The sequence below is a fragment of the Stenotrophomonas sp. VV52 genome, assembly GCF_002893095.1.
Classification (GTDB): domain Bacteria; phylum Pseudomonadota; class Gammaproteobacteria; order Xanthomonadales; family Xanthomonadaceae; genus Stenotrophomonas; species Stenotrophomonas aracearum.
In genome coordinates this window covers 1-14,235 of record NZ_KZ622865.1, presented here as the reverse complement: position 1 = coordinate 14,235, position 14,235 = coordinate 1, and the positions used below count along the sequence as shown (strand labels likewise).

Genomic DNA, 14,235 nt, shown 5'->3' with positions numbered 1-14,235 from the left:
GCATAAGCTCCAGTCCATACTCGACGGAGGACACGAAGCTGACTTCGGGTAGATCAGACTCTCGAAACAAATCGCCAGCTACCTTTGTACGGAACAACTCAAGCCAAGCAAGCTGCGGCCGATCAGGAGGACCATGACTTATCTGGAGGAGCAGGAATTCCTCCTTGCTATCCCACACAAGGCGTAGTTGCGCGCTCCCCACTACCACGGAGGTAGTCGAGCTTGTCGGTGAACTCTCGTGGCGCACATCAAATCCCAGTGCTTCGACAAGGATCCGAAACTGATCGAAGGCACCTTCGACGGTCAGTATGTCCATGGCGTCCCTCGCTGCTCGGAAGATGTGATCTACGTGGAATCCATCAAGAAGCTCTAGCACCATTGCGAGAAGGCAGCTCTGCAGGCGTGCTTGGATGGCTTGGGAAGGTGGATCCCGGGTTCGACCGCGCGTGCCTCACCCCAGCGTCAGACGTACTTTGCAGCAATCCCTGCGATAGCCAATACTGCGCCACAGTTGAGAGCGGTCGTATGGTCTTTAGCAACGCCGACGGCGGCTACTGAGATGCCGATCAAAGCCGCAAGGTTGTAGATATGCTGGCCGTAGAAAATGAAATCGATTGCATTGGCGACTGCAAACGCGGCAAGTACCACGAGGATGGGCGTCGATCTCGGCCGAGAAACTGAACTCATTGGTAGATCCTTCTTTCCGTGACTAAAGCCTAGCTCAGCTTGTCGTCAACTCTGCTGTTGACTCGGCCGATCCGTGTAGCGGAGGATCATATCCATAGCTACCCTTCGAGGCAAAGGGTAGACACGCATGATTCGGAGAGCGAACTGATGTCGTTGAGGCTAGTCGATGTGAGGCTTGAAACTCCCAATGGCTCTACACGCCTCGCGCCATCGAGATCATTCATGGCCGATGCCAGGCGGCACATCATCTGGAGAATACGCACTTGAACGGCAGCCCGACAGCTAAGGTTCTCTTCCGCGTGCCCGACGGCGAAGGCGGTGCCGACGTCGAAACCCTGTGGGCTGTTCCGATTGGCGAAGATCGCTATCAGCTGGCCAACTCCCCCTTCTACGCTTACGACGTTTCCTGGGAAGACATCGTGCTCGCGCCCTTCAGCGATACAGAGGGGATGCCGACCTTTGGATCCGTGGCTGTGAAGTCTGGCAACCGCACCATTCGCATCATATGTGAACCGCCCGTAGCCTCGGGTAACGCGTCCGACGCCGTCGTCCAAGGCCTCGTATTACTGGGTTGCAGCTATGAGGGCGCCAACGCCTGCTATCTGTCCGTGAACATTCCCGCCACGGTGGACCTGCAGGCTGTGTGCGCGTACCTCATCCGCCACGAGGTGCAATGGGAGCACGCGGACCCGAGCTACAACGGGATCTATCCGGAGGGCTAAGAGTTCCTTGCGGAAGAGCTTCACTCCGACTCCTGCCCAGCAAGCTTCATCACCCAGCCAGGTACCACAGGCTCACCCTGGTAGAACGTCTTGGGCATCTTCTCAGCCATCGCCCATCGCTGGACCCAACTGATCCCCGCACCGCCGTTGTAACCCTCGGGGCGCAGGTAGGCAGGATCCTCCATCGCAGTCTCAAGAGTGATGAAGTGGTATCCCCGGCGGCGCGTAGCGGCAACCAGTTCTTCAACGGTATCCGCATTGAGCGCGTTGGCATGCATCAGCCATACCTGCGCCGGCAGCCTGCCCAGCAGCTGCTGGGAGCGCTGCTCGTAGTAGTCCAGCTTGTTGAGCATGTAGGGGACATAGCCACGGCGCAGTTGGCGCAGCCGCGCTTCACGCTCTGCGGGGTCCGTCTCGGTATCGCGTACCTGGTCATACGCGAACGCCCAGATCCACTCCGCGTTGTCGACGGTAACCGGGGCGATGCGATAGTTGTGCTGCTGCAGGAACGCGGCCAGCTCGGCGCGCGCCTCCGGCGATCGCCCGGCCTGCAGGTACGGGTGCCGGAACCAACGCAGCGTCTGCCCGTACTCAGCAAGCAGCGGGCGGAGGATCACTTCCCCGCGCAGGATGTCCCGCTCGTATTCCTCCAGCGGCACCGCATGCATGGAGACATGGCTGTAGGTGTGGTTGCCCAGCTCGAAGCCGGCGTCGAGCCAGTCGCGAAGCATCTGCACCCGTGCAGGCTGCACCTGCCCATCGACCTCCAGTTTGCCTTCATTGACGAAGCCCACCACGGGCATGTCGGTGCGCTTGAGGGCGGCGATCAGTCGGGCGTGCTGGGCATCAAGCTCCGGCTCGGCGCGTTCACCGAGGCGCTGCCACGGGAGGTCATCGATGGTGAATGCGATGCGGCGGTCCGGCTCGGCGGCCCGGGCGAGGCCCGCGATGCAGAGAAGCGCCAAGCCAACACATCGGAGTAATCCATTACGCACGTTCTGCCCCCATTGCGATGATCGCGGAGTATAGAGCCGAGCCCCCGCGCTCGGATTGGTCCTGGCCCTTATGCGTGCCGCATCCCCCGAATGGGGGCGGCCCGATCCTGTGTAAAGTCACAACAACGCGCTTGCCGCAGCTAGTTGGCGGTCCTAACATCAAGCTCGCGGCCTCGGCCGGAAAACTTCTTCTGCGATGAGGTGCAGCCGTGAGTGGCGGAATTCTGCTGTCCCAGGTGCTGGCCGGCAAAGCGGTCCCATACTCCCGGCCAGGCAGTGTGAGCGCGATCAACAAGCAACCCATCGCGGGCAGAATCCGGGTGACCACGCTGGGAATCGACGTCGACCAGCAAGGTGATCTTCGTGTCCACGGTGGCCCGGACAAGGCGATCCACCACTACCCTCTTGATCACTATCCCTACTGGAAGGAGCACGTCCGGCACGAGCTGCTCGAAAGCCCGGGTGCCTTTGGTGAAAACTTCTCGTCCTCTGGTTGGACCGAGAGCGAGGTCAATATTGGAGACGTGATACGAGTCGGGACGGTGACACTCCAGATCTCGCAAGGCAGACAACCCTGCTGGAAGCTCAATGACCGGTTCAACGAACCCGGCATGGCGCGACGGATGCAGAGCTCTGGACGAACGGGCTGGTACTACAGAGTGCTGGGCGCGGGAACGCTTCACGTTGGAGATGAGATGACGGTCATTGAAAGGCCGTGCCCGCAGTGGTCAATGAGCCGTCTCAACAACCTGCTGTTCGACAAAGTGCTCGATCAGGACCTTTTGGAACAGGCAAGACACCTGCCACTCACGCCTTCGTGGTTGAAGCTGGTCATGCATCGCCTTCTCTAAATTCGTTAAAGCCTAAGCATCCGCAGGTTGAAATGGCCGCTAGAACGGACTAAGCTAAGTAAACTAAGTCCGAACGAGGGCCGCGGTGCATACCTACAACATCCACGACGCCAAGACCCAGCTTTCCCGCCTGGTCGAGCAGGCTGCGAGAGGGGAGTCGTTCGTTATTGCAAAGGCCGGCAAACCGATGGTCAAGGTGATTGCGCTCGACAGCCCATCCTCTCTCGAGATCAAACGGTTTGGCTTCATGGCAGGGCAGATCAGCGTGCCCGATGATTTCGACCGGATGGGTGATGCTGCAATTGCCACACTGTTCGAGGACGGCCAATGAAGCTCCTCCTTGATACCCATCTACTCCTGTGGGCTGCGCAAGGCGCTGACCGCTTACCACCCGATGCCCATGCGCTGATGAGCCAACCTGAGAACGAGCTGTTCTTCAGCGTCGCCAGCCTATGGGAAATCGTGATAAAGCGTGGTTTGGGTCGGGATGACTTCAAGGTCGATCCCCGCGTGTTGCGTCGTAGTCTGTTGGACAACGGATACAGCGAACTGGCGATACTCAGCGAACACGCGGTAGCCATCGATGGCCTACCGCCCATCCACAAGGATCCCTTTGACCGACTGCTGGTCGCCCAGGCGACGGTTGAGGGCATCACGTTGCTGACCGCCGATGCGCATGTGGCTGAGTACCCCGGGCCAGTGCGTCGCGTCTGACGCCACCTTTGGGATCCTCACCGAAAGCCCAAGCGGGCTGAGGGCGGACAGCAAAATGTGACAGGGCCGCTTTGTGCGGCCCTTTTTCATGCGCCGAGGTTTACAACCTACTGTTTTTCTTAACCATTCACGCTCGACTCTCGCCATCTGCAGAAAAAGCTAAAGATCGGTCCCCCTCTGCCGCTTATGTGATGCACAGCACACTTTCATGTTTTCTTAACCAGTGCGTCATCAGGGGATCAGAAGTTGAACAAAGTATTCAAGGTGGTATGGAGCAAAGCCGTGGGTCAGTGGGTTGTGACCTCGGAATTCGGGATGGCCGCAGGTGGCCGCACCCGTCGCACGACCAACCGGCTGACCACCGGCCCTCTGGCGGCGCTGAGCCTGATGACCGCTCTGGCACTGTACGGTCCCTCCGCGATGGCGGCGGTGGACATCACCAACGTCGGGTTTGAAGACGGCACGTTGAGCGGCTGGACGTACTCCAAGACCGGCACCCAAGGCTCTACGAGCTATAGCGGCAACGGTGTCGGCGCTGCGGTGGTCACCGGCATGACCGATTTCAAGTCCAACAACGGCAGCCATATCTGGACGGTGACGCCGTTCGGCAACAACATGGCCTCGTTGCAGGCGGGTAACGGTTCGGACACGTTCGCCACGGCTGCAGCCGCACTTGGGCTGAACGCTGCAAGCAGTTCGCTGGTGGAAAGCACGATGGCCGGGAATCCCACGAATGCTTCGTGGCTGTACCAGGACCTCACCCTCGCTGCGGGTGACTTCTTCAGCATGGCGTGGCAGTACGTCTCGACCGACTACGAGCCGTTCAACGATGCCTCGCTGACCTCGCTGATCAACCTCGGCGATGCCTCGGTGTTCGCGACGGTGAACAACCAGAACGCGCAGTACGCGCTGCTGGGCGCCACCAACCTCGGCACGGGCAGCTACTCCACCGGCAGTTATGGTGCGACCGGCTGGCAGGTTGCAACGTACCAGGTCAGCACGGCCGGCACGTACCGCTTGGGATTCATGTCATTGAATCTGAAGGACACGCAGCTGAGCCCCGTGCTGTTCGTGGACCAGGCACCGGGCCTGACCTTCGACAAGGGCGTGCCCTTCGGTCCGGTCGCGCCCAACCCGGGCAGCGGCGCGCCGACCACGCCGACCACGCCGACGACTCCGACCGGCCCGATCATCATCGATGGCCCCAAAGGCACCGATGAGCTGGGCAACGAAGACGAGGCGTCGTTCGAGGGCGGTACGCTGGTGGTCGACAAGGACACCAACGTGGATGTCGACTTCAAGATCGACGACAAGCCCGGCACCATTGATCAGAACGGCCACGACTCGACGTTCACCGGCAAGATCGAGGACTCCACTGCCGGCGTTCCGGGCTCGCTGATCGTCAAGAACAGTGGCAACGGCGGCTCGGTCACGCTGACCAACACCAACGGCTACACCGGTACCACCGAGGTCGACGAGAACACCACGCTGGCACTGGCCGGCAATGGTTCCATCGACAAGTCGAAGAAGCTGGTGATCGACGGTACGCTGGACGTGACCCAGGCCACTCCGGTCGTCAACATCACCTCGCTGGACGGCAAGGGCGATGTGGCGCTGGGCAACAACACGCTGTCCATCACCGATGCCAACGACGAGTTCGAAGGCACCATCGGCGGGCAGGGCGACGTGGCCATCAACGGCGGCACGCAGGTGCTGTCGGGCACGAACACCTACGCTGGCGGTACCTCGGTCAGCAACAATGCCGTCCTGCAGGTAAGCAGTGACGAGAACCTGGGCGACGCCGCAGGCAAGCTCACGCTTGATGAAGGCACCCTGCACACCACCGGCGACGTCAACAGCGATCGCGACGTGGTCCTTGCCGGCAATGGCACCTTCACCACCGACACCAACACCACGCTGACCAACAGCGGCGACGTGTCCGGCAATGGCGGCCTGATCAAGAACGGCGAAGGCGGCCTGGAGCTGACCGGTNNNACGCTCAACGGCGGCGTGCTCAACGTCAGCAGTGACGGCAACCTGGGCGATGCCGCAGGCGGCCTGACCTTCAACGGCGGCACCCTGCACACTACCGGCGACGTCAACAGCGATCGCGACGTGGTCCTTGCCGGCAATGGCACCTTCACTACCGACACCAACACCACGCTGACCAACAGTGGTGATGTGTCCGGCAACGGCGGCCTGATCAAGAACGGCGAAGGCGGCCTGGCGTTGACCGGAACGGTCAGCCACAGCGGTGGCACCACCGTCAACGAAGGCGAGCTGACCCTGTCGGGCCAGAACACCTACACCGGCGGCACCACGCTCAATGGCGGCGTGCTCAACGTCAGCAGCGACGGCAACCTCGGCGATGCCGCAGGCGGCCTGACCTTCAACGGCGGCACCCTGCACACCACCGGCGACGTCAACAGCGACCGCGACGTTGTCCTTGCCGGCAATGGCACCTTCACCACCGACACCAACACCACCCTGACCAACAGCGGCGACGTGTCCGGCAATGGTGGCCTGATCAAGAACGGCGAAGGCGGCCTGGACCTGACCGGTACGGTGAGCCACAGCGGCGGCACCACCGTAAACGAAGGCGAGCTGACCCTGTCGGGCCAGAACACCTACACCGGCGGCACCATGCTCAACGGCGGCGTGCTCAACGTGAGCAGCGACGGCAACCTTGGCGATGCAGCGGGTGGCCTGACTTTCAACGGCGGCGAGCTGCACACCACCGGCGACGTCAACAGCGACCGCGACGTGGTCCTTGCCGGCAATGGCACTTTCACCACCGACACCAACACCACGCTGACCAACAGCGGCGACGTGTCCGGCACTGGCGGCCTGATCAAGAACGGCGAAGGCGGCCTGGACCTGACCGGTACGGTGAGCCACAGCGGTGGCACCACCGTCAACGAAGGCGAGCTGACCCTGTCGGGCCAGAACACCTACACCGGTGGCACCACGCTCAACGGCGGCGTGCTCAACGTCAGCAGCGACGGCAACCTTGGCGATGCAGCGGGTGGCCTGACCTTCAACGGCGGCGAGCTGCACACCACCGGTGACGTCAACAGCGATCGCGACGTGGTCCTTGCGGGCAATGGCACCTTCAGCACCGACACCAACACCACGCTGACCAACAGCGGTGATGTTTCCGGTAACGGCGGCCTGATCAAGAACGGCGAAGGCGGCCTGGCGTTGACCGGTACGGTCAGCCACAGCGGTGGCACCACCGTCAACGAAGGCGAGCTGACCCTGTCGGGCCAGAACACCTACACCGGTGGCACCACGCTCAACGGCGGCGTGCTCAACGTCAGCAGCGACGGCAACCTTGGCGATGCAGCGGGTGGCCTGACCTTCAACGGCGGCGAGCTGCACACCACCGGTGACGTCAACAGCGATCGCGACGTGGTCCTTGCGGGCAATGGCACCTTCAGCACCGACACCAACACCACGCTGACCAACAGCGGTGATGTTTCCGGTAACGGCGGCCTGATCAAGAACGGCGAAGGCGGCCTGGCGTTGACCGGAACGGTCAGCCACAGCGGTGGCACCACCGTCAACGAAGGCGAGCTGACCCTGTCGGGCCAGAACACCTACACCGGCGGCACCACGCTCAATGGCGGCGTGCTCAACGTCAGCAGCGACGGCAACCTCGGCGATGCAACGGGCGGCCTGACCTTCAACGGCGGCACGCTGCAGGCAACCTCGTCGATGACCACCGGCCGCTCGATGGTGCTGGACAGCGTGGGCGCGCTGCGCAGCGCTGAAGGCAGCACCCTGGCGGTCACCGGCCCGATCAGCGGCGGCGGCACCCTGGTGGCGGACGGCCAAGGCACCCTGGTGCTTGGCGCGGCAAACACCCACGCAGGCGGCACGTTGATCAGTGGCGGCACGGTCGTGCTGGCGCATGCTGGTGGCCTGGGCTCCGGCGCCGTGGCGATCGATGATGCGACCCTGCGCACGACGGTCGACACCCAGCTGTCGCAGTCGCTGCTTGTGACGGGCGAGGCCACCCTGGATGTGGCCTCGGGCACCACGACGCAGCTGACCGGCATGCTGGACGGCTCGCGAAGCACCGGCTGCTTCATCAAGAGTGGTGCGGGTCGCCTCAACATGGCAGGCACCGCGATCCTGGCCAATGGCACCTGCGTCAACGAGGGCACCCTCAGTGCCAATGGCGTGCTGCTGAGCGACGTGCAGGTGGAACGTGCCGGCACGGTGCGTGGCACCGGCGCCATCGCCGGCAACATGCGCGTCGACGGCACGCTGGCCCCGGGTAACTCGCCGGGCACGCTGGCAGTGACGGGTACTGTCACGCTGACCGACGCCGCCACGCTGCAGATCGATATCGACGGATACGGCACCGGCGCCGGGGCCGGCAACTATTCGCGCCTGGTGGTGTCCGGCGCGGCCGGTCGCTTCGTTGCCAACGGCACCCTGCAGCCGCTGCTGCGCGGCATCAGTGGCAATGCGAGCAACACCTTCACCCCGAAGGTCGGCGACATGTTCCGCATCGTGAGCGGCGAAGGCGGAGTGACCGGTACGTTCGACAGGCTCCTGCAGCCGACCGAGGGCCTGGCCGCCAGCACGCGCTTCCAGGTGTACTACACCACCGGTTTCGACATCGACCTGTACGTGACACCGACGGCCTACAGCGCTGACCTGGTGGGCAAGGTCAACGGAAATGGCCTTGCCACTGCGGCTGCACTGGATGCCCTGGTGGAAGCCAGCGACGCCGGCACCACCACCGCGGAACAGACCGATCTGCTGCGCGCGGTGTGGCAGCAGGACGCGGCGGAACTGCCGGTGCTGGTGACCGCCCTGACCGGCGAGAACCACGCCAAGCTGGCCGCGCTGGCGCAGTCCAATGCGACCGCACTGGCCGACGATGTGACCGGTCGACTGGGCCAGGGTGTGCTGGTGGATGCATCCAGCACGCGTATCGAACAGCTGCTGTGGGCCAACATCGGCTACGGCGATCTGTCGGTTGACGCCGATGCCAGCGCCGACCGCTTCGACGCCCGCCAGCGTCGTGCCACCGCCGGTATCGACGTGTACCGCTCCTCCAACGTGGCGTGGGGCGCCGGCCTGGGCCGCACGACGTCGGAACTGGAGCGCAGCCCGCTGGACAACACGATCGACAGCAACGCGTTCTTTGCCTATGGCGCTGCCAAGGCAGGTGCGGTCGTACTGGACGGCATGCTGTCCTACTCGGCCGATCGTTGGGAAAGCCAGCGTCCGGACGCCCTCAGCGCCGGTGGTGCACTGTCCGGCAAGGCCTCGGGTACTACCCGGATGGCCAGTGCCGGCGTCAGCCTGCCCTTCACGGCGGCAGGCCTGAGCTGGCAGCCCTCGCTGCGCGGCAATTGGCAGAAGGTTGAGCGCAATGCCTACCGCGAAGGCGGTGACTCGCTGGCGGCGCTGGACGTTGCACGCCTCAAATCCGAAGGCAGCCGCGCCACGCTCGGCCTGTCGGTCGGCTCGCTGGTGAACGATCCGCTGGCGGCGCGTGCGACCTGGCAGTTCGGTGTGCAGGCGGGTATCAACCACGGCCAGGTTCGCCAGGCCACGGTGACAACCGTGCTGGCTGGTGAGCAGGTGGACCTGTCCGCCGCCGACGCGGGCAAGGGCTTCGGTCGGGCCAAGCTGCAGGGCACCGTGCGCCTGGGAGCGTCGAGCTACCTGTACGGTGGCGTCAGCACCGAGCAGGGGTCGGGCGTGGAGAACAACAGCGTCAACGCGGGTATCCGCATCGCGCTGTGATGGCAGGCAGCGGGAGGGCCGAGCCTTCCCGCTGCTGCATGCAACCGAGGCCGCGCAGCCCCCTGGGGTGCGCGGCCTTTTTCATCTACTGGGTCGAAGGCAAGAGGCTACCGGCAATCGTTGAGATTACGATTGACCAGTTTCGTGTGCTCTGCCCGGTACTGGCGGACCATGGAAAACCCTGGCCCGTTCGAGCCTTCCGAAGGCTTCGAGAGAATCACCAGTGGGCCATCTGGCTGGGCAACCACCGTGGTCACGTCCCAGGTGAGAGAAGCGTGTGGCCCATACGCTTCAAGCGGCTGCCTAGGATAGCGTTCTTCGAGCACCGCCTTCAACGCCGAATGCGTGGCTTCCGCGTACGATCCCATGAACGATGTGGCAACGGGTTCGCCAGTCGTGGCCAGCGTCGAGAGACTCGCCACGTTCATGCGCGTTGTTCCGATCATGCAGACACCCTCGCGCGCGAACACTGAGCGGGTGGATGTCGCGGGAAGGCACGTGTCAGCCGGCATCGGCTCCTCGGCGTCACGCGGCAGCGCATTGAAAGCCGCAATCAGCTGGTCTTTCGAAAGCGCTGCGGCCAAGGGGCACTCCGGCAGGACGGGCAAGTCCGCAAGCGGCACGGCGACCACTGGGTGTGCATCCGGCTCCAGCGAGGCGAAGAAGGTGGCGGCCGCCTGTTTCATTGCCTCGCATTTCGACGCGGAGGTCTCAACGGAAAGCAGAACGGTGCCCGCCTTTGTGCGGACGCTCTGGCTGGCTGCGCAGGAGGTCGCGGTCTGAATGTCGTGGGCGATCCCGGGCAGCCCTCGATAAGTGAAGCGGGTAGAGGTCGCGCCCGGGATAGGCCGCTCGAAATTCACTTGTCCTGTTGCGGCGTCGCGGTCCTGCCCACGCATGGCCATGAACTTCATTCCGTCGTGCCCGCAGCCGAGCATGTCGGCCTGCGTAAGGCTCTCCGTTCTGGACCGGAAGGTGAAGTCATTGAACAGGCACGGCAGTCGAACCGAGTAGCCGCCGTTCGTGGACATCGCCGTTGTCCAGCCATCCGGCCCCAACGTGCCGGCGCCCATGCGATGCATTTCCAGCCCCTCAGCAGGGCCGTTGGCAATGGCCGGGGCAGCGAAGCCTGGCAGCAGGGCGGCTAGCAGGCCAAGGCGGTAGGGCAGTCGGCCGTGAAGAACGAGGCGGAGTGAGAGCATCAGCGAGTCCATTCGGAGGGCAAAGGTAAGCAAGATACAACGACGGACACCATGGGCGACCACTCAGCGCTATCTCGTCGACGATCCAGGTGATTCATCGGCGGCTTCTGGGGCTTGGTCGCAAACGGGTTGCCACGCCCCCCGCGCGGCTGGCAACTTGCAGCGGCGATCACGTCGACCTTGAACCCCGCGTGACCCCCGTTGCCCTCAAGCAGGTAACGCCACCCGCCCGTGCGGCATCTCCTCATCCGGGCCGTTGCCGATCGGATGCTGTTTCGCGCCGGGTGCCCAGTGCTGCGCCGTATGCCGCAGATTCGCTGGTCCCACGTCAAGGATCTTGCCCCGCTTCCCGTTGACGTCGGAGCGGATCACCGTTCCGTCTGCACAGCGCCCCACCAAGGCGAGATGGCTTACACCAGGAAATCTCCATCACAGCGTCGGCGGCTCCGCACAGCGCTCGGCCACCACACCGCCATCCACGAACGCGCCGACCGCGGCAACGAAGCAGTGCGGCGCTACCAGAGGAAGGAGATGCGCGCCTCGTTCCACCGTGTGGAAGGTGACTGCCCCCGACTTGCCGAGTGTGGCAGCATGCTCCACCGCACCGTCATACGACGTGTTGGGATCAAGCGTGCCCTGCAGAATCAGCGTACGCGGCAGGGCTTCGGGGCTCTTACCAAACCACGCATCGCGCGGATAACGCGGAACGCCGCCGCTAACGAGCAGGCCGGGAATGGGACTTACGAACAACGCGCCCTTTGCCTCTTCCTCGACCATGGAAAGGGTCAGCTCCGGACGAGCATTGTTCTCTGAGGCGGCGATAAGCATCACCAGCGGCAAGGCTGGTTGATCGTTGCCACTCTGCCCGAGCTTCCCGAGCGCAAGGTTCCAGTCTTCGGTAGACGCGACCAGCGATCGAGCGTCGCCGTCCGAAAGATCCTGCACGATCCGGGGAATACGATCGCGCAGGATCGGGAAGCTCAGCAGGGCGCCAAAGTAGCGGCGTAGATCACCGCCCGGCACGACGTTCTGCCAAGCCGCATCCTTCACCGTCAACAACTTCCGATATCGCTCGAGGCCTTGCTCATCCATGCTCTGTCGACCCACCTGGTCGACCAGGGCCGTGCGTCGGCTGAGGTCCCATGTCTCGGTGGTTTCAAGAGGCACCAACCCATCGAGGATCAGGCCATCCACCTGCAACGTGTTGACCTGGAGTGCCCGCAGCGCCAACTGGGTGCCGTAAGACACCCCGTAAAGCAGCACGTCACCGTTTCGATCCGCACCTGACATCAACTCGCCCAGGTCCTGCGCAGCCTCGGTAATGGAAAAGGCCGAGGTGCGCTGCAGATTGGCGTACATCTCACCGATGCAGGGGCCCCATTCCGCCCCCGCCAGCCCAGTGCCGTCAGGGCTATCGGGCGATTCCTGGACGGGGCAGATCCGCGACGACCGACCCGTGCCCCGGTGATCGGGGATGACCAGATCGAAACCGGGAAACGCACGCTGGTAAATCTGGATCGTGGGGTACAGCGACGCCCCTGATTCGCCCGGGCCGCCGGAGAGCAGCCAGACCTCGCCACGCTTGGCGTGCCCGGAGGTTGCCGGTATGCGCCGCACGAACAGCGAGAGCTTTTCACCCGAGGGTTCCGCGTGGCGCAGTGGTACGTTCACGGTGAAGCATTGGGAGCCACGCAGGGCAGGCGCTGCGTCATCCTCGCAGGCTTGTGCCTCCGGCGCCGATGCGTGAGAGATCAAGGGTGAGGCGGCAAGCAACAACGTCCACAGCGCCTTGCGATACATCGGCCTTCCCCTGGCTTGAATGAGTACCAACACTGAGGGGAGAGCAGGAACGAAGCTACTGCCGGAAGTAATCCCCGACGTTGCCGCTCTTTGCGCTGTGCGTCCCAAGGGTCAGGACAACGTGCGCCACACCTCGTCCGTCGGCTCGCCATTCAAGGCCAGGTGTGCTGCTCTCGCAGGCGGTCTGATCGCCGCTGCCAGATCCCCCAACGTATAAGGCTTCCGCAGTAGCGCGAACCCATGGTCGGTTTCCCGCGCAAGCAGCTCGCTGTACCCACTGGTCAACACCACATGCAGATCCGGGTAGAGTCCGCGCAGTGTTTTTGCCAGCTCCAGCCCGCTGATGCCGGGCATCACCACATCAGAGAACACCACGTGGTAGCGCGCATGGTTCTTCTCCAGCTCCACCAGCGCATCGTCGCCATTGCGCGCCAGGCATACGCCACAGCCCAATTCCCGCAGCGCCGATACCGCGAACTCGGCAACGTCCACGTTGTCCTCTACCACCAGCACGTTCAATCCCCGCGCGTCCTGCAGCGACTGCGCGCCTGAAGCATCGTCAACAGCCAGCGCCTGGTTGGTCAGCGGCAGGTAGAGCACGAACGTGCTGCCCTTGCCCACGGTGCTGGTCACATCCACCTCGCCCTCGGACTGCTTGACGAAGCCGAACACCTGGCTCAGCCCCAGTCCGGTCCCTTCGCCCACGCCCTTGGTGGTGAAGAACGGATCGAATACCTGACTCATCACCGCTTCTTCGATGCCGCAGCCGTCATCGCTGACCGACACGGCAGCGAACGCCCCTTTCAATGGCGGCGCAAAGCGCACCGAGGGCATTGCCTCAACCCGGCGCACGCAGACGCGTACCGTGCCGTGCTCCGGGATCGCGTCGCGCGCATTGACCGCGAGGTTGATCAGCGCGGTGTCCAGCTGTGTCTTGTCCAGCAGCACATGCAGCGGCTCGTCGGGAAGCTCAAGCTCCAGCCCGACCCGGCCGCCGAGCAGAGTGCGGATGATATCGCCCAATCCTTCCACACCGTTGCCCAGCTCGAACACCTGCGGTGACAACGTCTGCCTGCGCGAGAAGGAAAGCAGGTGAGACACCAGGCTGGTCGCGCGATCAGCTGCCGCGCCGATGGCCTCGATATGCCGGCGCTGCCGCTCGTCGCGGGGAATGCCATAGCGCAGCATGTCCACCGAGCCGCTGATGACCTGCAGCAGGTTGTTGAAGTCGTGGGCCACGCCACCGGTCAACTGGCCGATCGCTTCCAGCTTCTGCGATTGGCGCAACTGCTCGCGCGCCCGGACCAGCTCGGCATGCGCCTGCCGTGCCTCCTCGCTGATGGCCTCGACTTGGCGCGAATGCTCGTTGCGCTCGGAAACGAACTCGGTCTGGTCACTGACCACCCACAGGATGCCCCCGACGGTGCCATCGGCCACGCGGATGGGGGAGTACGAGAATGTCCAGAAGGGTTCACCCCCGTTTTCACGGACACTT

Annotated in this window: 10 protein-coding genes; 5 read left to right on the top strand and 5 right to left on the bottom strand. The window is 63.5% G+C overall.

Annotation, left to right across the window (positions count from 1 at the left end; all coding sequences use genetic code 11):
- Positions 1–462 precede the first annotated feature (462 nt).
- Positions 463–687, bottom strand: a complete 225-nt coding sequence (locus C2U58_RS19770; RefSeq protein WP_146033382.1) for a hypothetical protein — start codon at positions 685–687, stop codon at positions 463–465.
- 263 nt (positions 688–950) lie between these two features.
- Here C2U58_RS19770 and C2U58_RS01760 point away from each other — a divergent pair, with 263 nt between their 5' ends.
- Positions 951–1,409, top strand: a complete 459-nt coding sequence (locus C2U58_RS01760; protein WP_102944285.1) for a DUF4265 domain-containing protein — start codon at positions 951–953, stop codon at positions 1,407–1,409.
- Between the two features lie 20 nt (positions 1,410–1,429).
- Here the strand turns inward: C2U58_RS01760 and C2U58_RS01755 are convergent, their stop codons facing one another.
- On the bottom strand, positions 1,430–2,374 hold the full coding sequence (locus tag C2U58_RS01755; RefSeq protein WP_253256615.1) for a polysaccharide deacetylase family protein: 945 nt from the start codon (positions 2,372–2,374) through the stop codon (positions 1,430–1,432).
- 239 nt (positions 2,375–2,613) lie between these two features.
- Here C2U58_RS01755 and C2U58_RS01750 point away from each other — a divergent pair, with 239 nt between their 5' ends.
- From C2U58_RS01750 to C2U58_RS01735, 4 genes are all read left to right on the top strand, one after another.
- Positions 2,614–3,255, top strand: a complete 642-nt coding sequence (locus C2U58_RS01750; RefSeq protein WP_102944284.1) for an MOSC domain-containing protein — start codon at positions 2,614–2,616, stop codon at positions 3,253–3,255.
- Positions 3,256–3,340: 85 nt separating this feature from the next.
- A complete protein-coding gene (locus C2U58_RS01745; RefSeq protein ID WP_102944283.1) occupies positions 3,341–3,586 on the top strand; it encodes a type II toxin-antitoxin system prevent-host-death family antitoxin in 246 nt (81 codons plus the stop codon).
- On the top strand, positions 3,583–3,969 hold the full coding sequence (locus C2U58_RS01740) for a type II toxin-antitoxin system VapC family toxin (RefSeq protein ID WP_102944282.1): 387 nt from the start codon (positions 3,583–3,585) through the stop codon (positions 3,967–3,969). The genes C2U58_RS01745 and C2U58_RS01740 overlap by 4 nt, the downstream gene beginning before the upstream one ends.
- 1,995 nt (positions 3,970–5,964) lie before the next feature.
- The coding region (locus C2U58_RS01735; protein WP_216362369.1) for an autotransporter-associated beta strand repeat-containing protein at positions 5,965–9,738 on the top strand (3,774 nt) is incomplete at its 5' end.
- A gap of 107 nt (positions 9,739–9,845) precedes the next feature.
- On the opposite strand, the gene C2U58_RS19980 is transcribed toward C2U58_RS01735, so the two are convergent.
- The 3 genes from C2U58_RS19980 to C2U58_RS01720 form a co-directional block, all read right to left on the bottom strand.
- On the bottom strand, positions 9,846–10,940 hold the full coding sequence (locus C2U58_RS19980; protein WP_172448044.1) for a hypothetical protein: 1,095 nt from the start codon (positions 10,938–10,940) through the stop codon (positions 9,846–9,848).
- 429 nt (positions 10,941–11,369) lie between these two features.
- Positions 11,370–12,740, bottom strand: a complete 1,371-nt coding sequence (locus C2U58_RS01725; protein WP_253256614.1) for an alpha/beta fold hydrolase — start codon at positions 12,738–12,740, stop codon at positions 11,370–11,372.
- A gap of 111 nt (positions 12,741–12,851) precedes the next feature.
- Positions 12,852–14,235 (bottom strand): ATP-binding protein (locus C2U58_RS01720; protein ID WP_102944317.1); only part of this gene is annotated, 1,384 nt, incomplete at its 5' end.